This is a genomic window from Corynebacterium otitidis ATCC 51513, from assembly GCF_000296405.1.
In the GTDB taxonomy this organism is placed as follows: Bacteria; Actinomycetota; Actinomycetes; order Mycobacteriales; family Mycobacteriaceae; genus Corynebacterium; species Corynebacterium otitidis.
Genome location: NZ_JH815194.1, coordinates 101,537 through 119,882, shown reverse-complemented (window position 1 = coordinate 119,882; position 18,346 = coordinate 101,537). Strand labels below are relative to the sequence as shown.

16 protein-coding genes are annotated in these 18,346 nt (G+C 71.0%); 12 read left to right on the top strand and 4 right to left on the bottom strand.

Annotated features, from left to right (window positions below):
- The 6 genes from HMPREF9719_RS05960 to HMPREF9719_RS05935 all read left to right on the top strand — a co-directional run.
- A partial coding sequence (locus HMPREF9719_RS05960) for an HtaA domain-containing protein (RefSeq protein ID WP_004601081.1) occupies nucleotides 1-949 on the top strand: 949 nt, incomplete at its 5' end.
- Nucleotides 950-1,042: 93 nt separating this feature from the next.
- Nucleotides 1,043-2,146 (top strand): heme/hemin ABC transporter substrate-binding protein, encoded by a 1,104-nt coding sequence (locus tag HMPREF9719_RS05955; RefSeq protein ID WP_407636366.1) that lies wholly within the window; start codon nucleotides 1,043-1,045, stop codon nucleotides 2,144-2,146.
- Nucleotides 2,146-3,228, top strand: a complete 1,083-nt coding sequence (locus tag HMPREF9719_RS05950) for a FecCD family ABC transporter permease (protein WP_004601079.1) — start codon at nucleotides 2,146-2,148, stop codon at nucleotides 3,226-3,228. The genes HMPREF9719_RS05955 and HMPREF9719_RS05950 overlap by 1 nt, the downstream gene beginning before the upstream one ends.
- Nucleotides 3,229-3,231: 3 nt before the next feature.
- Nucleotides 3,232-4,083: a heme ABC transporter ATP-binding protein gene (locus HMPREF9719_RS05945; protein WP_004601078.1), complete on the top strand. Its 852-nt coding sequence runs from the start codon at nucleotides 3,232-3,234 to the stop codon at nucleotides 4,081-4,083.
- A 154-nt stretch (nucleotides 4,084-4,237) separates the two neighbouring features.
- Nucleotides 4,238-5,311: an HtaA domain-containing protein gene (locus HMPREF9719_RS05940; protein ID WP_004601077.1), complete on the top strand. Its 1,074-nt coding sequence runs from the start codon at nucleotides 4,238-4,240 to the stop codon at nucleotides 5,309-5,311.
- A gap of 48 nt (nucleotides 5,312-5,359) precedes the next feature.
- Nucleotides 5,360-6,304, top strand: coding sequence for an HtaA domain-containing protein (locus HMPREF9719_RS05935; protein ID WP_004601076.1), 945 nt, complete (start codon nucleotides 5,360-5,362; stop codon nucleotides 6,302-6,304).
- 103 nt (nucleotides 6,305-6,407) lie between these two features.
- Here HMPREF9719_RS05935 and HMPREF9719_RS05930 read toward each other — a convergent pair whose 3' ends face one another.
- Entirely contained in the window at nucleotides 6,408-7,721 is a 1,314-nt protein-coding gene (locus HMPREF9719_RS05930; protein WP_004601075.1) for an MFS transporter, read from the bottom strand.
- 400 nt (nucleotides 7,722-8,121) lie between these two features.
- Nucleotides 8,122-10,341 carry an NADP-dependent isocitrate dehydrogenase gene (locus HMPREF9719_RS05925; RefSeq protein ID WP_004601074.1) on the bottom strand — a complete coding sequence of 740 codons (2,220 nt, stop codon included), beginning with the start codon at nucleotides 10,339-10,341 and terminating at the stop codon, nucleotides 8,122-8,124.
- 288 nt (nucleotides 10,342-10,629) lie between these two features.
- Here HMPREF9719_RS05925 and HMPREF9719_RS05920 point away from each other — a divergent pair, with 288 nt between their 5' ends.
- The 6 genes from HMPREF9719_RS05920 (at nucleotide 10,630) to HMPREF9719_RS05895 (ending at nucleotide 16,626) form a co-directional block, all read left to right on the top strand.
- Nucleotides 10,630-11,868, top strand: coding sequence for an MFS transporter (locus tag HMPREF9719_RS05920; protein WP_004601073.1), 1,239 nt, complete (start codon nucleotides 10,630-10,632; stop codon nucleotides 11,866-11,868).
- A 64-nt stretch (nucleotides 11,869-11,932) separates the two neighbouring features.
- Nucleotides 11,933-12,841: an exodeoxyribonuclease III gene (locus tag HMPREF9719_RS05915; RefSeq protein ID WP_174269530.1), complete on the top strand. Its 909-nt coding sequence runs from the start codon at nucleotides 11,933-11,935 to the stop codon at nucleotides 12,839-12,841.
- 122 nt (nucleotides 12,842-12,963) lie between these two features.
- Complete coding sequence (locus HMPREF9719_RS05910; RefSeq protein WP_004601071.1) at nucleotides 12,964-13,161, top strand: hypothetical protein; 198 nt, start codon at nucleotides 12,964-12,966, stop codon at nucleotides 13,159-13,161.
- A gap of 45 nt (nucleotides 13,162-13,206) precedes the next feature.
- Nucleotides 13,207-14,244: a tryptophan--tRNA ligase gene (gene trpS, locus HMPREF9719_RS05905; RefSeq protein WP_004601070.1), complete on the top strand. Its 1,038-nt coding sequence runs from the start codon at nucleotides 13,207-13,209 to the stop codon at nucleotides 14,242-14,244.
- Between the two features lie 151 nt (nucleotides 14,245-14,395).
- Nucleotides 14,396-15,478 (top strand): YhjD/YihY/BrkB family envelope integrity protein, encoded by a 1,083-nt coding sequence (locus HMPREF9719_RS05900; protein WP_004601069.1) that lies wholly within the window; start codon nucleotides 14,396-14,398, stop codon nucleotides 15,476-15,478.
- A 44-nt stretch (nucleotides 15,479-15,522) separates the two neighbouring features.
- Entirely contained in the window at nucleotides 15,523-16,626 is a 1,104-nt protein-coding gene (locus tag HMPREF9719_RS05895) for an adenosine deaminase (RefSeq protein WP_004601068.1), read from the top strand.
- 89 nt (nucleotides 16,627-16,715) lie between these two features.
- Here the strand turns inward: HMPREF9719_RS05895 and HMPREF9719_RS05890 are convergent, their stop codons facing one another.
- Both HMPREF9719_RS05890 and HMPREF9719_RS05885 read right to left on the bottom strand, forming a co-directional pair.
- On the bottom strand, nucleotides 16,716-17,945 hold the full coding sequence (locus tag HMPREF9719_RS05890) for a hypothetical protein (protein ID WP_004601067.1): 1,230 nt from the start codon (nucleotides 17,943-17,945) through the stop codon (nucleotides 16,716-16,718).
- Nucleotides 17,946-17,975: 30 nt separating this feature from the next.
- On the bottom strand, nucleotides 17,976-18,346 hold a 371-nt coding region (locus HMPREF9719_RS05885), incomplete at its 5' end, for a C40 family peptidase (protein ID WP_004601066.1).

The following is an 18,346-nucleotide window of genomic DNA, read 5'->3' as shown; positions in this document are numbered from 1 at the left end:
CCCCGAGGTCGCCAGCGGCTCCGCGCCGCGGCCCGCGGCGGCCCCGAAGCCGCTGCCCGCGGCGAGCCCGCAGACCGCCTCCGAGCTGAAGAAGGACGACTCGTCCGGCGGCGGTGGGGGCGACGAGGAGGTCGCGCTCAGTGAGAACGTCTGCGAGGCCGACGACGCCCAGGGCGTCGAGGACTCGAAGGCCCACTGGGGCGTGAAGCAGTCCTTCCAGTCGTACATCACCGGCTCCATCGCGCAGGGCAAGTGGGAGCTCGCCGACGTCGAGCACTCCGACGGGGAGTACCACTTCAGCGGCGCGAACGGCGCGGTCTCCCCGGACGGGAAGATCGGCACCGTCGCCTACAAGGGCGCGCTGCACTTCACCGGGCACAACGGGATCCTCGACCTGCTCATCGAGGACCCCGAGATCCAGTGGGAGGGCAACGAGGGCCACCTCATCGCGGTGGTGGTCTCCAACACGATCGAGGGCGAGCCCATCGACTACGGCCGCACGAGCGTCGGCCGCCTCGAGTTCGAGGAGCTCGACGCGGGCTCGGGCAAGGCCTCCGGGCGCGCCCGGCTGTTCCTCAGCGAGTCCGGCTCCCAGGCGTTCGCCGAGTTCTACGAGCCCGGCCTGGAGCTCGACCCAGTCTCCTTCGAGGCGGACCTCGGCGGCAAGCCGAACTGCACCGACGTGCAGGGCAAGGCCACCTCGGGCGGCGCGAAGGGCGAGCTCGGCGGGAAGGCCGCGGACAAGGCCGCCGAGCTGCGCAAGGACTTCGACCCCTCGCAGACCACCGGCGCGGAGAACGACAGCGACTCGACGTTCACCGTCCACGACGCCAAGCCCGCGGGGCTCGCCGGCTTCGCGGACCCGAACACCCCGCTCGTCGTCACCGCGGCGTTCCTCATCGCCGGCGGCGCGATGACCGTGTTCGTCCTGCGCCACCCCAACTCCTAGGCGACACCCACCCGGCGGCCCGCCGGGCCCCGCCGCGGGGCCGGCGGTCGGGCCGCACAACGAAAGACTGGAGCTTCAACCACCATGTTTGTCTTGAGACGACGGCTGAGGGCGGCGATCGCCACGCTCGCGATCGGCGCGGTGACGCTGTCGGGCTGCGCGGACTGGGACGCCTCGCCCGCGGCGACGTCGAGCGACCTGCGCGAGCAGGTCGCCAACGCAGGCGAGCGCCCCGACCCCCGGGAGCTCGAGGGCGTCGTCGACATCGACACCATCGCCGAGGTCGAGCCGGTCGCCGACAGTCCGAAGCCGGACCTGCCCGTCACCGTCACCGACGGCGACGGCTACGACGTCACCATCGAGGACGTCTCCCGGATCCTGCCGCTCGACCTGTACGGCTCGTATTCGAAGACGCTCTCCGGGCTGGGCTTAGGCGACAATATCGTCGGGCGCACCGTCTCCTCGACGGAGCCCTCGCTCGCCGACCTGCCCGTGGTCACCCAGGGCGGCCACAACCTCAACGTCGAGGCGATCTTGGAGCTCGACCCGACGCTCGTCATGATCGACCACTCGATCGGGCCCCGCGAGGCCATCGACCAGATCCGGGACGCGGGGATTACCACGGTGATCATGCAGCCCGAGCGCAAGCTCGACACCATCGCCGAGGACATCATGCAGGTCGCCCAGACCGTGGGCCTGCCCGACGAAGGTAAGAAGCTCGGCGAGCAGTCCCAGGCCGACCTCGACGCGAGCCTTTCCGCGATCGACAACCTCAAGCCCGACGAGCCGATGCGCGTCGCGTTCGTCTACGCCCGCGGCACCGGCGGGGTGTTCTTCATCCTCGGGCCCGAGGAGGGCACCGACGAGCTCATCGAGGGCGTCGGCGCCATCGACGCCGCGAAGGAGGCCGGCATCACCGACCTCGTGCCCGCCACCGCCGAGGCGCTCGCCGACCTCAACCCGGACGCGTTCATCATGATGACCAAGGGGCTCGACTCCACCGGCGGCATCGAGGGGCTCCTCGAACGCCCGGGCGTCGCCCAGACGACGGCGGGGCAGAAGCAGCGCATCGTCACGCTGCCCGACGGCGACTCGCTCGCCTTCGGCCCCATGGCAGGCGAGGTGCTCCTGCGCACCGCCGCGGGGCTCTACGACCCGTCGCTGCTCGGCGAGGACGCCGCCGGGGCGGCCAACTGATGGCCCAAACCGATACAGATACGGCGCACGCCGCCGAGGAACGCGCCGGGGAGGAGGCTCTCCGGCGCCGCCGGCGCGCGCGGGCGTGGCTCTTCGTCGCGCTCGTCGTCGCTCTCGTGGTCACCGGGCTCGTGTCGATCGTCTCCGGGCAGTACACCGTGCCCGTCGGGGACCTGCCGCGCATCCTGCTCGCTGGGCCCAACGGGGTGGCCGACACCACCGACTCGGTGGTGTGGCGCATCCGCGTGCCCAGGCTCGTGCTCGGCCTCATCGTCGGCGCGGCCCTGGGGGTGGCCGGCGCGCTCATGCAGGCGGTCTTCGCCAACCCGCTCGCCGAGCCGAGCGTCATCGGCGTGACCAGCGGCGCCGGCGTCGGCGCCGCCATCGCCATCGTGCTCAACGTCGCGTGGCTGGGCACGATGACGGTGCCCGCCTTCGCGTTCGTCACCGCGCTGGCTACCGCCGCGGCGGTGTACGCGCTCGCGCGCTTCGGCGGGCGGGTGCACGTCATCAACCTCATCCTCACCGGCATCGCGGTCAACGCGGTGTGCGGCGCGGCGATCTCGTTTCTCGTCTACATCGCCCCGGCGACGGCGAGGGAGCAGATCGTGTTCTGGCAGATGGGCTCGCTCAACGGCTCCCAGTGGCGCCACGTCGGCGTCGTCGCGCTCGTCGCGCTCGTCGGCTTTCTCGTGGCGCTGCGGCTCGGGAGCCGGCTCGACGCGCTCGCGCTGGGCGACGGCGCGGCCCGGCACATCGGCGTCAACGTCGCGGCGCTGCGCACCGTCGCGATCGTCGCGGCCGCGCTTCTGACCGCCGCCGCGGTCGCCTTCGCGGGGCTCATCGGCTTCGTCGGGCTCATCGTGCCGCACATCATCCGCAGCGTCACCGGCCCGGCGAACACCGTGCTCGTGCCGGCCTCCGCGCTCGGCGGGGCGGCGCTCATCGGGCTCTCCGACGTCGTGGCGCGCACGATCATCCCGTTCGCGGACCTGCCCATCGGGATCTTCACCGCGCTCGTCGGCGGGCCGACGTTCTTCATCCTGCTGCGGCGCATGATGCGCAAGGGAAGGGGGCTCTAAAAGATGGCAAGCGACACCAAGCCCGCCATCGAGGTGACCGGCCTCGACGTGGTGGCGGGCGAGCGCACGCTGCTCTCCGGGGTGGACATGCGCGCCTACCCCGGGGAGGTCACCGGGCTCATCGGCCCCAACGGCGCGGGCAAGTCCACGCTGCTTGGCGCGATCGGCGGCGACAGCGAGCCCGCGGCGGGCGCGGTGCGGGTCGGCGGGCTCGACCCGCGGCACGCCTCGATCACGGAGCTGGCCCGCACCCGCTCGGTCATGCTCCAGGACGTCGCCGTGTCCTTCGCGTTCCTCGTGAGGGACGTCGTCTCCATGGGGCGTCGGCCGTGGCGGCGCACCGAGCGCGCCGCCGAGGACAACCGCGTCGTCGACGCGGCGCTTCGGGCCACCGGGGTGGCGCACCTCGCGGCGCGGGATGTGATGACGCTCTCCGGCGGGGAGCGCGCCCGCGTGGCGCTCGCCCGGATACTCGCCCAGCAGGCGCCGATCGTGCTCTTAGACGAGCCGACCGCGGCGCTCGACATCCGCCACCAGGAGCAGGCCATGGGGCTCATCTCCGGGCTCGCGGCCGCGGGGGCGACGGTGCTCGTCGTGCTCCACGACTTAGAGACCGCCGCGCGCTACTGCGACCGCATCGTCTGCCTCAAGGAGGGCGGCGTCGCGGTCGAGGGCACCGTCGGCGAGGTCATCCGCCCCGAGGTCCTAAGCGAGGTCTACCAGTGGCCCATCGCCGTCGCCGAGACCCCGGGGGGCCTCAGCGTCGCCCCGCGCCGCGCCGACGATCCCGCCGGCGGCGGCGCCACCTGGGACACGCTCGTCGGCGGGATCGCCGCTCCGGCGTGCATGAAATAACTCCTCCGGACCAGGCCTAAGCCACCTTATGAATGACTTAGTAAGCATAACAAATCATGGACTTTTGATTGTGTTTACGCTGGGCTAAGCTTGCAGCAGCCTGGCCGGATCGTGGCCAGCCTGGCCTTCATAAAACAAGGGAAAGGAACGCTCAATGAAGCTTTCGATCTCGTCCCGCGCCCTCGCGGGCCTCGCCGCCGCGTCGCTGTCCCTGGGCGCCGCCGGCGCCATCGCGCCGCAGGCGCTCGCCCAGGACTCGACCACCCCGCCCGCCGCCGTCGAGGCCGCCCCCAACCAGGAGCGCACCGTCTCCGAGGGTGTCTTCGAGTGGGGCGTGCGCGACTCGTGGAACAGCTACATCACCGGCAAGATTGCTCAGGGTGCTGTAGAGACCAGCGGCGGTATTAAGGAGCTCCCGGGTGAGACCGACCGGGACCGCAGCTTCAGCTTCACGGCCGAGGACGGCGAGATCACCGAGGACGGCACGGTCGTGCTGCGGGTCGACGGCACGCTGCGGTTCTGGGGGCACAAGCACCGCGGCGACGAGCAGGCGATTCTCGACAACAACTTCACCAATATTCGCCTCGAGATCAAGGACAACGCCGCGACGCTGCGGGCCGACGTGAAGTTCCGCCCGTTCGTGAGCGTCTCCGAGGCGGCGCCCTTCGAGGAGGAGAAGGACGCCGTCGTCGCGACGTGGACGATCGACGCGCCGCTCGACACTACCGCCGACGAGGACGAGTTCCGCTCGGTGGGGGAGAACGACGGCGAGGGCACACTCAGCGAGTTCGCCGTCTACGGCCCGTTCGCCGGGATGTACGAGGGCGCCGAGTACACCTCGCCGATCAGCGGCACCGTGTCCTTCAAGGACGAGGAGAAGCCCGCCGAGAGTCTCCCGCCGGCCGACACGGAGGATCCCACTGACGAGGGTGAGGTCACCGACACGGAGGATCCCACCGACAAGGGTGAGGCCACCGATAACGAGGGGGCCACCGACGAGGGTGAGCCCACCGACGAGGCGGAGCCCAAGCCTGAGGCCGCGCCCGAGGAGAATCCCTCAGCGCCGGCCCCGCAGCAGCCCGCCACCCAGCCGGTCGCACAGCAGCCGGCCGCGAACGGCCTCGCCAACACGGGCGTGAGCGCCGTCGCCCCGATCGTGGGCCTGGGCGCGCTCGCGCTGGCCGCCGGCGGCGCCATCGTTCTCGCGGCCCGTAAGACCCGCAGCTAACCCGAGCCGCGCCCCCGCGGCGGGCAGAACAATCCAGAAAGGACACCAGTGAAGAAGTTTTCGCAGCGGACGCTGTCCGCTCTTGCCGTGGCGGCGATCGCTGCCGGCGGCGTCGGCGCGGTCGCCCCGGCGGCCGTCGCCCAGGAGGCGCCCGCGGTGGCGCCCGCCGCCGGGGAGAGGCAGGTCATCCAGTCGCAGATGAGTTGGGGGATCCGCGACACGTGGAACAACTACATCACGGGCAAGATCGCCCAGGGTGATGTGGAGGCCGACGGCGCCGCGGTGCAGATCGTCGAGGGCTCCAGCGACCGGGAGCGCTCGTACCAGTTCAACGGGAACCAAGGCGGCGTCGTCGGCGACAAGATCGTCATCCCCTTCAACGGGACGCTGCACTTCTGGGGCCACGCGCACCGCGGCGACGACGAGGCGATCCTGGACGGCACGTACTCGAACTTCGTGCTCGTCCTCCAGGGGAACCAGGCGCGGCTGTGCGCCGATATGCGCTACCGGCCGTTCGAGTCGACGGAAAAGGCGGCGCCCTTCAAGGAGGCGCAGAACGTGCCCTTCTCGCAGTGGCAGCTCGCCGAGGCCGTCGACCCGAACGCCGAGACGGTCCAGTTCCAGTCCGCAGGCGAGGGGCAGTTCGCCAGCGACACGGTCCACGAGTCGTTCGGCGAGCAGTACCTCGACAACGACTACACCGCGCCGATGTCGGGCTTCGCGCAGCTCGCCGAGGGGGCCCCGACGGGCCTCGAGGGCGGCAACTGCGACGTCGGCCCGGTGGCGTCCTCCGGCGGCACGGGCAACGCGCCCAGCGTCGGCGGCGCGACCGCGCCGGCGCCCAGCGCCCCGGCGGCCCAGCAGCCGCAGGCCGCGCCGCAGAAGTCCCTCGCGGACACCGGCGTGCCGCTCGTGAGCGGGATCGTCGCCGCGCTCGGCGCGGTGGCCGCGCTCGTCGGCGTCGCGTTCGCGACGCTGCGCCGCAACGCCTAGCGGACTCTCGCTGCCGGGCCCGCCCGGCCGCGGGTAGAGAACGGCGCCCGCCCCACCGGTTCTCGTCGGTGGGACGGGCGCCTTCTTGTCGTGCGCGGGGCGCCTAGCCCTGCTGGGCCGGGTGGGCCGCCGCGTTCGCGCGCTCGCCCTGCGGGGCGTCGTCGGCTTCGGCGCGGCGGGCGCGCCGGTCGAGCACCGAGAAGCGGATGAGCACGTAGCAGGTCATCGCGGTCACCCCCGCGGCGAGGACACCGAGCGCCCCGCCGAGCCCGAGCATCGGGGTGAGGATCCCGACGCCGAGGGTGGGCAGCGAGTTGCCGCCGAAGACCTTGCTGAAGAAGAACGCGGTCTGGGTGCCCGCCCGGTTGAGGTCGATGGTGCGGGGGAAGACGTCGGTCGCGACGACGAACACCAGCCCGAGGCTCACGCCGCCCAGCGCCGAGCCGGTGAGCGCCACGAGCGCGGTGAGCGGCCCGGCGTTCTCCCCGGAGACGCCCCCGGCGAGCACGACGCCCAGCGCGGTGAGGATCGCGCCGGCGGCGTTGACCGGCAGCCACGCGCGGATCGCGGCGGTGACGTCGTGGAGCGCGCGGCTCGCGGCCTGGCCGACGAGCATCGCCATGAAGAAGATGAACGGCACGAACGCCCCGATGCGCGGCGCGGTCGCGTCCCCGATCATCGTGCCGAGCCCGAGGTAGAGCCCGCCCATCGCCCACGCGGTGCCCGCGGCGACGCCCGCGATGGAGTTCCACGCGTCGTGGTCCTCGGGGCGGGCGCGCAGCTTGAGCTTCGTGGAGCCGGTCTCGGAGTCGCCGTTATCGCCCTCGCCGGCGGTGTCGCGCGGCTTGAGGAGCGCGGCGCTCACGACGAACACGGCCGTCACGGCGAGGTGCACGACGAAAAGCCACCGGTCGGCGGACTCCACCGTCCCGGAGACGAGCTTCGCGCCGAAGAGCCCGAGCCCCAGGCCCGCGGAGGTCATCATCGACAGGATCATCGAGTCGAACTTGCCCCAGCCGCGGCGCTGCAGCTCGAGCAGCAGCTGCGGGGCGGCGGCGTTGAGGAACGCGACGGTCACGCCCTGGAAGCCGCGGCCGACGAAGAGCAGCGCCGTGTTGCCGGAGGTGAGGAACACGACGTCGGCGACGATGAGCGCCACGATGCCGATGGCGTAGAGCGTCACCGGGCGGATGTAGCGCAGGATGAACGGCGTGATGAGCAGCGAGGGAACGAGCGTGAACGCGTAGAGCGCGAAGAGCAGCGTCTGCACCGACGTATCGAACCCGTAGCGCTCGCGGTAGAGGTCGAACAGCCCCGAGGGCAGCCCCACCGACAGCAGCGCGAGGAACAGGCCGATGGGGATCGCCTGGAAGAGGATCCGGCGGCGACGCGTGGCAAACGACACGGACCGAGACATCTGTTGGGGCACCTGACCTTTCACTCGCGGCGGCCGGCCGCGCCGCGGGGTGCCCGATGAGAGGCCCGCGCGGGCGCAGCCGTTTTCAAAAAGATCAACGACGTGTACAGGGATGAAGAGCGTCCCCGGCGGGCCGAAAGGAGCGGGCCGGCGACCACGGGGCTCATCGCGCCGGGCGGCGCGGCCCCGAAGGTTCCAGCTCCGGGGCGCGGATCGACCGATTGAGGTCTCTGGTGCCCCGGGCGGCGCCCAAGGCTACGCCGGCGCGGCGAGTTGTAAACACCGGTGGGTGTGGGGAGCCCATAGCTGCTCGCATTTTTGCGCGCAAAAAACCCGCCCAGCCAGGGGTGGCGGGGCGGGCTATGAGGATCGCCACACGGCCGGTCGGCCGCGGGGATTCTTAGGCCGAGATCGAGTCGATGATCTCGTTGAGGGTGCTCGAGGGCCGCATGACCGCGGCGGCCTTCTCGTCGTTGGGCAGGTAGTAGCCGCCGAGCTCCGCGCTCGTGCCCTGCGCGTCGATGAGCTCCTTATCGATCTGGCCGATCGCGGAGGCGAGCTTCTCCGCGACGGGGGCGAACGCCTCGGCGAGGCGGGGCGAGTCGTCCTGCTGGCTCAGCGCGTCGGCCCAGTAGGTCGCGAGCCACGCATGCGAGCCGCGGTCGTCGATCTCGCCGGCGACGCGCGAGGGGGAGCGCCCCTCGTTGAGGAGCCGCTCGGTGGCCTTGTCGAGCGCGTCGGCCAGGACGCGCGCGTCGCTGGCGGACTCGTCCTGCTTCGCGGCGTGGCGCAGCGACTCGGCGAGCGCGAGGTACTCGCCCAGCGAGTCCCAGCGCAGGTGGTTCTCCTCGAGGACCTGCTGGACGTGCTTCGGCGCGGAGCCGCCCGCGCCGGTCTCGAAGAGCCCGCCGCCGGCCATGAGCGGCACGATGGAGAGCATCTTCGCGGAGGTGCCGAGCTCGAGGATGGGGAAGAGGTCGGTGTTGTAGTCGCGCAGCACGTTGCCGGTCACGGAGATGGTGTCCTCGCCGCGGCGGATCCGCTCGAGCGCGTGGCGGGTCGCCTCGACGGGGGAGAGGATCTCGATGTCGAGGCCCTCGGTGTCGTGCTCGGCGAGGTAGCGGCGCACGAGCCCGATGAGGGTGCGGTCGTGGGCGCGCTTCTCGTCGAGCCAGAACACCGCGGGGGTGTCGGACTCGCGGGCGCGTTCCACGGCGAGGCGGACCCAGTCGCGGATCGGGGCGTCCTTGGTCTGGCAGGCGCGCCAGATGTCGCCCTCGACGACCTGGTGCTCGATGAGGGTCTCCCCGGCGGAGTTCGTCACCGTCACCCGGCCGTCGGCGGGGATGGTGAAGGTCTTGTTGTGGGAGCCGTACTCTTCGGCCTTCTTCGCCATGAGGCCGACGTTGGGCACGGTGCCCATCGTCGTCGGGTCGAACGCGCCGTTCTTTTGGCAGTCCTCGATGACCGCCTGGTAGACGCCGGCGTAGGACGAGTCGGGGATGACCGCGAGCGTGTCCTGCTGCTCGTCGTTCTTGTTCCACATCTTGCCGCCCGCGCGGATCATCGCCGGCATGGAGGCGTCGATGATGACGTCGGAGGGGACGTGGAGGTTGGTGATGCCGCGCCGCGAGTCGACCATCGCGAGGTCGGGGCCCTCGGCGAGCGCCTTGTCGAACTCGGCGCGGATCTCCTCGCCGCCCTCGACGTCGGAGAGCCCGTCGAGGATCGCGGCGAGGCCGGACTCGCCGTCGAGGCCGGCGGCGGCGAGCTTCTCGCCGTGGCGCTCGAAAACGCCGGAGAAGAACGAGCGCACGATGTGGCCGAAGATGATCGGGTCGGAGACCTTCATCATCGTGGCCTTCAAGTGCGCGGAGAAGAGCACGCCCGCGTCCTTCGCGGCAGCGACCTGCTCGCGGAGGAACGCGTCGAGCTGCGCGGCGGAGAGGAACGTCGCGTCGACGACCTCGTCCTTCTCGACGGGGAGCTTGTCGAGCAGTACCGTCTCGGTGCCGTCGGCGGCGGTGTGGGTGATGGTGAGCTCGTCGTCCGAGCCGACGATGACGGACTTCTCGTTGTGGCGGAAGTCGCCGGAGTCCATCGTCGCCACGCGGGTCTTCGAGTCCGAGCTCCACTCGCCCATGGAGTGCGGGTGGGAGCGCACGAAGTTCTTCACGGCCTTCGGGGCACGCCGGTCGGAGTTGCCCTCGCGCAAAACGGGGTTGACCGCGGAGCCCTTGACCGCGTCGTAGCGGGCGCGCGCCTCGCGCTCCTCGTCGGTCTGCGGGTCCTGCGGGTAGTCCGGCAGGTCGAAGCCCGCCTCCTGAAGCTCCTTGATCGCGGCCTTGAGCTGCGGCAGCGAGGCCGAGATGTTCGGCAGCTTGACGATATTGGCCTCCGGGGTCTGCGCCAGGCGGCCCAGCTCGGCGAGCGCGTCGTCCTGGCGCTGCTCGTCGCTTAAGCGCTCGGGGAACTGCGCGATGATGCGGCCCGCCAGGGAGATATCCCGGGTGGTGACGTCGACGCCCGCGGTCTTGGCGAACGCCTCGACGATGGGCTTAAGAGAGTAGGTCGCCAGACGCGGCGCCTCGTCCGTGCGGGTCCAAACGATAGTCGGCATGGTCGGTTAAACACTGCTCCTTCGCGTCAACGTCAAGGCGGGCGGGCCCACCCGGGACCAGGCCGGGACGCGTCGCCGGTCGCCCGTGGGCCCGCCGCCGGATCGGGCCCTACTCTAGCGCGCCGCGCCTGGCGATGTGACGAGTCACTATCTTCGCCGCCTTCGGGAGCCGAGACATAGCCCCGGCCGGTGCTGGTCGCGCCGCACCAACCGGCGCGCGCAATGCTGCTCACACCGCGCCAGGCTCGAGTTCCCACCCCCGCCAAGCTGGGCGTAGGCTGCCTGGTCGTGTCCGGAGAGAGAAAGCTGCACCGCCGTCCCCTGCCCACCCAGAAAGAGATCTCGCCGCTGCGCCGCTACGTCGTCATGCTGGCGTTCGTGTGCGGGGGCTTCGCCATCGGCACCAACGAGTTCGTCTCCATGGGCCTCCTCCCGCAGATCTCCGCCGACCTCGGTGTGCCCGAGCAGTCCGCCAGCGGGATCGTCACCGCCTACGCCTTCGGCGTCGTCATCGGCGCGCCGACGATCACCGCGTTCACCGGGCGGATCCCCAGGCGCCGGCTCGTGCTCATCCTCATGGCCGCGTTCGTCGCCGGCAACGTGCTCACCGTGCTCGCGAACAACCTCGGCGCGCTCATGGCGGCGCGCGTCATCGCCGGCCTGCCGCACGGCGCGTACTTCTCTGTCACCTCGCTCGCGGCCGCCGCGATGGCGCCGCGGAACCACCGCGGCGCGGCGGTCGCGTTCGTCTCCGCGGGCCTGCCCATCGCGACGATCGCCGGCGTGCCCATCTCCCAGGCGCTCGGCCAGTGGCTCGGCTGGGCCTTCGCCTACGGGCTCGTCGCCGTCGTCGGGCTCATCACCGTGATCCTGCTGTGGTTCCTCATGCCCCACATGAACGAGATGCCCGCCACCAACGCGCGCACCGAGCTCGGCGCGCTGAAGAACTCGCAGGTGTGGCTCACGCTCGCGACCGGGGCGGTCGGCTTCACCGGCATGTTCGCCGTCTACACCTACGTCAGCTTCGCGATGCCCGAGCGCGCCGGCCTCGACCCGCGGTGGATGTGGCTCGTGCTCATGACTTACGGCGTGGGCATGTTCTTCGGCAACGCGCTCGGCGGCTACCTCGCCGACCGCAACATGGACCTCGGCATCCTCTTCGCGCTCGTCGCCATCGGCCTGTCGCTGGTGATCTACTACTTCGCCTCGCTTAACCCGGTGGCCGGCACCCTCGCGTTCGGGATGATCGGCATGTTCGGCTCGAGCCTTGTGCCGAGCATGCAGCTGCGCCTCATCGACGTCGCCGGCGACGCGCAGACGTTCGCGAACTCGCTCAACCACGCGGCGCTCAACACCGCCAACGGCGCGGGCGCCGCGATGGGCGGCATCGTCGTCGCCGCGACCGGCAACTACGCCGCCCCGGCGCTCGCCGGTGCGACGCTGGGCATCGGCGCGGTCATCCTCTGGTTCCCCATGACGATGCTGCGCAAGCGCCAGGGCCGCAAGGCCGCCACCGCCGCCGGCTAACCAGGCCTAGCGGGCTCTCCCGGCGCCGGCCGCGCCGCCCGGGCGGTGGGGTAGCATGGCCGGCATGTCTCTGACGATCACCACCGTCAACGTCAACGGCGTGCGCGCGGCGACGAAGAAGCGCAACGAGAACAACCACGGGATGCTCGCGTGGCTGGCCGACGCGCAGCCCGACGTCGTGTTGCTCGAGGAGGTGCGCGCCACCGACGAGCAGACCGAGAAGGCGCTGAGCCCCGCGCTCGAGGAGGGCTGGCACTACGTCGGCGCGCCCGCCGCGGCGAAGGGCCGCGCCGGGGTGGGGATCCTCTCCAAGGAGCCGCTGTCGGACGTCGAGATCGGGCTCGGCTCGTTTGGTGACGCCGGCCGCTGGATCGAGGGCACCTACCCCAAGGGCGACGTGCGCGTCGCGGCGCTCTACCTGCCGTCCGGCTCGCAGAACACCGAGAAGCAGGACGACAAGTTCCAGTTCCTCGACGAGTTCTCCGAGGTGCTCGCCGACCGCGCCGAGCGCTACCCGCGGATGGTCATCGGCGGGGACTGGAATATCTGTCACCGCCGCGAGGACCTCAAAAACTGGAAGGGCAACCTCAAGGTCTCGGGCTTCCTGCCCGACGAGCGGCGCTTCCTCGACTCCGTGTTCGGCACGTTCCCCGACGAGGAGAGCCAGGTCGAGGGCGGCGTCGGGGAGTTCTACGGCGCGGTGAACTACTCGGGCGGCCCGAGCCGCACCCCGGCTGATCGGCCCAGGTGGTTCGACGTGGCGCGCCACCTCCAGCCCGAGGGCGAGGGGCCGTACACGTGGTGGACGTACCGCGGCCGCGCCTTCGACAACGACGCGGGCTGGCGCATCGACTACCAGGCCGCCACCAAGGACATGCTCGACCTCGCCGAGGAGTCGTGGGTGGACCGCGCCGCGTCGGTGGAGGAGCGGTGGTCCGACCACGCCCCGCTCAATGTCCGCTACGATCTCTAGGCGACAGCGCCGCCCCCAGCCGTAACCGCCGGGGGCGCTCGCGCGCCCGGGGCCGGTGGTGCATCCCGCCGCTCCGGCCCGTTTCCCGTTGAACCTCACACATACCTGGAGGGATAGTCCCGATGGTTTCCACGATCGTCTCCGCCGTGCTCGGCGTGATCCTGCTCGTCGGCGGGTTCGTCATGCTCGCCGGCTCGGGCCACGACCTGCTCGCCATGCACGCCGCGATGCTGCTCGCCGGGGGCGGAGCGCTCATCGTCACCGCGATCGCGCTGCTCTTCGACCGGTTCAGCCCCACCTCCCGCAAGCTCGAGCCCTAAGCCGCCGGGCCGGGCCCCGCCCCGGGCGAGATACGCTAGGGAGCCATGACGCAGCAGCAGACGACCGACGGCGCGGAGATCCCCCGCGTCCTCTCCGGAATCCAGCCGACCTCGGACTCGTACCACCTGGGCAACTACCTCGGCGCGCTGCGTCAGTGGATCAGGCTGCAGGACGACCACGACGCGCTCTACTTCATCCCGGACCTGCACGCCATCACCGTCGAGCAGGATCCTGAGGAGCTGCGCAACCGCACGGTCGCGGGCGCGGCGCAGCTGCTCGCGCTCGGCATCGACCCGGAGCGCTCGACGCTGTTCATCCAGTCGCACGTGCCCGCCCACGCGGAGCTCGCGTGGGTGTTCACGTGTATGACCGGCTTCGGCGAGGCCGCGCGGATGACGCAGTTTAAGGACAAGTCGCAGAAGCAGGGCCAGGACCGCACCTCCGCGGGGCTCTTGAGCTACCCGATGCTCATGGCAGCGGACATCCTCCTCTACCGGCCGCACCTCGTGCCGGTGGGAGAGGACCAGCGCCAGCACCTGGAGCTCACCCGGCACCTCGCGGAGCGCTTCAACTCCCGCTACGGGGAGACGTTCCGCGTGCCGGGGGGCTTCATCCCCGAGGGCGCGGCGAAGGTCTACGACCTGCAGGACCCCACGACGAAGATGTCGAAGTCGACGCCCAACCCCAAGGGGCTCATCAACCTGCTCGACCCGCCGAAGACGCAGGCGAAGCGCATCCGCGCCGCCGTCACCGACGACGGCGGGGAGATCGCCTTCGACCGGGAGAACAAGCCCGGCGTCTCCAACCTGCTCGCCATCCAGTCGGGGCTCACCGGCACGCCCATCGACGAGCTCGTCGAGGGCTATGCGGGCAAGGGCTACGGGGCGCTCAAGGTCGACACGGCCGACGCGCTCGCCGAGTTCACCGAGCCGCTCAAGGCCCGCTACGACGAGTACATGGCAGACCCGGCCGAGCTCGAGGCGGTGCTCGCCCGCGGCGCCGAGCGCGCCAACGCCATCGCCGAGGAGACCCTCGCCGAGGTCTACGACAAGGTGGGCTTCCTGCCGCGCCGCCGCGCCTAGCGCGCCGCCCGCGAGGCGCCGCCGCGCACCCCTGCCCCTCCCCAGCTCCGGTGCGGGGAGGGGTTTCTGCGTATCCTGGCCTAGGATTTTATGCCCCGGCCAGCTGGGGCACAGCCGTACCTGAAAAACGACGAGGGAAGGCGGACGAATCGTGGCGAGTGTCGCCAGCGCGAGCAAAGACGAGACCGACGAGCTCGGCATCGAGCGCGCCCGCAAGGACGAGCCGGGCGTCATCGACCGGCTGCGCAACCGCTTCGAGTGGCTCGACCACCTCATGCGGATGCAGCAGCGCTACGCCACCCACGGCGGCAACCAGTACTCCGCGGGTATCACCTACTTCTCCGTGCTGGCGGTGTTCCCCATCGTCATGCTCGTCTTCGCGGGCCTCGGCTTCGTCGCCGCCGCGAACGAGGACACCATGGAGGAGATCAAGGACACCATCACCTCCTCCCTCGACGGGGAGCTCAGCGAGGTCGTCAACCAGATCCTCCAGACCGCGATCGACCAGCGCGGCACCGTCGCCGGGATCGGCGCGATCACGGCGCTGATCTCCGGGCTGGGGTGGATGAACCACCTGCGCTACGGCGTGTCGAAGATGTGGGCGCTCGACCCCACCGACGGCAGCATCGTCAGCCGCAAGCTCCTCGATCTCGTCGGGCTCGTCGGGCTCATCCTCATGGCCGTGCTCGGCTTCCTCGTCACCGCGGCGGGCTCCTCGGGGCTGACGCTGCACCTGCTCGCGCTCGTCGGGCTCGACCACGTGCCGGGGATTAACACCATCGTCTTCCTGCTCGCCATCGCCATCGGCCTGACGTTCAACTACCTGGTGATCTTCTCGCTGCTCATCTTCCTGCCGCGCACGAAGGTGCCGCGCCGCTCCGCGGCGAAGGCCGCGCTCATCGGCGCCGCCGCGTTCGAGGTCATCAAGCAGCTGGGCTCCCTGTTCGCCTCCAACGCGCTGAGCAACCCCGCCGGCGCGACGTTCGGCCCGATCATCGGCCTCATGGTCGTCTTCTACCTCATCTGGCGCGTGCTGCTCTACGTCTCGGCGTGGGCCGCGACGACCAAGGAGTCGCTCGAGCAGGTCCAGACCCCTGTCCCGGAGCCGGCGGTCATCAGGGTGCGCAACGACGTCGCCCCGGAGAACTTCAGCACGAAGACGAGCGCGGGGCTCGGCGCGGCCCTCGGCGCGGCGGTGACCGCGCTCGTGGCCTGGCTGCTGCGCCGCAAGTAGCGGCCCCCGCGGCCGGGTCCGGGCGGAAACGTAGGATTGTGCGCATGCCTGATTCCGCGCCGTTTAGCCCCGAGTTCAAGGTCCCGGGGCCGGAGGTCGTCCGCTCCCTGCCGAAGGTCCTCCTCCACGACCACCTCGACGGGGGCCTTCGCCCCGCGACCCTCCTCGAGCTCGCCGCCGAGGCGGGCGTCACCCCGCCCGCGGACTCCGAGGAGAGGCTCACGGCGTGGGTGCGCGAGCGCGCCGACTCGGGCAGCCTCGAGGACTACCTCACTGTCTTCGACGAGATCGTCAAGGTGCTCCAGACCGGGCCCGCGATCACCCGCGTCACCCGCGAGGCGCTCGAGGACCTCGCCGCCGACAACGTCGTCTACGCGGAGCTGCGCGCCGCCCCGGAGCTCCACACCGCGGGGGATTTAAGCCTCCGGGAGGTCGTCGACGCGATCAAGGCGGGCATGGACGTGCCCGGCATCGAGGCCCGGCTCATCCTGTGTGCGATGCGGCAGAACGACAGCTCCGAGGAGATCGCCGAGCTCGTCGTCGCCAACGCCGGCGAGACGGTCGTCGGCTTCGACCTCGCCGGCCCGGAGGACGGCTACCCGGCCTCCAACCACGCGGCGGCGCTCACCCGCCTGCGGGAGAGCTTCGTGCCGGCGACGGTGCACGCCGGGGAGGACGCCGGCGTCGACTCCATCGCCTCGGCGGTGCTCGCGGGCGCGAACCGGCTCGGCCACGGCGCGCGCATCTTCGAGGACTTCACCGTCGACGAGGACGGCATCGCTCTCGGCAAGGTCGCGAGCTGGGTGCGCGACCGGCGCATCCCGCTCGAGCTCGCGCCGTCGTCGAACGTGCAGACCGGGCTCGTCGACGACCTCGCCGACCACCCGTTCCCGCTGCTGCAGCAGCTCGGCTTCGTGTGCACGGTCAACACCGACAACCGGCTCGTGTCGAACACGACGCTGAGCGAGGAGATGAGCCGCCTCGTCGACTACTTCGACTACGGGCTCGACGAACTCTTCCAGCTCACCGTCAACGCGCTCAACGGGGCGTTCATCCCGGAGCCGCTGCGCCAGGACATCCTCGCCCGCCGGATCCTCCCGGCCTACGAGGAGCTCGCCGACCCCGACTACCGCACCGAGGGCGACTAGCGAATCACAAAACGCCCCGCGGCCCGGCGGGCCGCGGGGCGGGAGAAACTAACGCCGGGCGCGGTGCGCGCCCGGCGGCAGCGAGCCCACTAGGAGCGGGAGAAACGCTTGCGGAGCATGTCCTCGAGCTCGCGCCAGGCGTTCGAGTGGTCGGTGAACGGCGCGGAGGGCACGTACCCGCTCGTGTTGCCCGAGCCGATCATGTAGGAGATGTAGTCCTGCATGCGCGGGTGGGCGAGGAAGAACGAGTTGATCGAGTCGTCCTCCGCCCAGTCGGCCGCGTCGGCGAGCAGCTCGTAGCACTGCGCCATCTGCGCGGTGTCCACGGCGTCGACGCCCTTCTCGATGTCGTGGGCGATGCCCTTGAACGAGTAGGCGTTGTCCTTGTGGACGGTCACCTCGAGCTCCCCGGCGTTCGCGGCGGTCTCGAGGTCGGGCCAGGTGGAAAGCCCCTGCAGGTCGTGCTCGTGGCCGGCGACCATCCAGCGCACGAGCGCGCGCCGGTTGTTGAAGGTGAAGATCTCGCGGTAGCGGCCGAGGAACACGGCCTTGCCGTCGACGTAGGTGCGCAGCGTGTAGAGCGTCGAGCCGTCAATGGAGATGGAGATCGGGTCGATGCCGGCCGCCGCCCACGGCGTCGAGTCGTAGGGGTCGGCCTGGGCGCGCTCCCGCTCGCGGCGCTTCTCCTCCTCGGCGCGCTTGGCGTCGAGCTCCTCGCGGGCGGAGGCGATGCGTTTCTTCGCGTCGTTGAGGCCCTCGTGGGAGACCTCGGGGTGCTGGAGGCCCTCGTCGAGGGCGGTGACGACCTTCTCCCAGTTCTCTAAGACGACGTGGCCGATGCCCGTCCACTCGGACTTGCCGGCCTCGTCGGTGAAGTGCTCGAGGCCGCGCTGCACGTTGCCGAGCACCGAGTGGGAGGAGAAGAACACCTGCACCCGCTCCAGGGAGCCGACCTCGGCGAGCGACTTCGTCACCCGCAGCACCGCCGCGAGCCCCCGCACCGACTGGGTGGTGGGGCGCTCTGCGAGGTAGCGGGGCGCGCCGACGATGTCGTACTCGTGCTCCTCGTCGGGAGAGACGCGCGCCGCGCCGAGCTCCTCGAACTCGCGCCAGCGGGGGTGCTCGGTCAAGTCGTGGGGCGCGTCCGACTCGAGGAAGAGGAGCAGCTCCTCCGGGCTCGCGAAGACGAAGATGCCGGTCTCGTCGCCGAGAAAGGCCTGCCACTCGCTGCCCTTTTCCTTCCAGGCGGGCGCCCACAGGGTGTAGTAGTCGCCCTGCGTCAGCGACAGCTTGATGGGGATGATGGAACGGGTGCTCATAGGCCCCAAATCCTACCCGACGAGGTGCCCCTAACCCGCCGGGCGCCAGAAGCCGAGGAAGCGCATGCCCGCGTTCGTCGTGCGAAGCGGCCCCTCCTGGACGGGGTTGCCCGCCTCGATGAGTCGCCCGCCGCCGGCGTACATCGCCACGTGCCCGTCCCACACGATGAGGTCCCCGGGCCGCAAGTCCTCGAGCGCGACGCGCACGCCCGAGGCCTGCTCCGCGGCGGTCCGAGGGATCGCCACCCCGGCCTCGGCCCACGCCCAGCGGGTGAGCCCCGAGCAGTCGAAGCCGACCTCCCCGTTGCCGCCCCACACGTACGGCATGCCCAGCGCGCGCCGCGCCGCCGCGACCGCGCGCTCGCCCGCCTCCGCCGAGGCCCCCTCGCCGCCGCCACCGG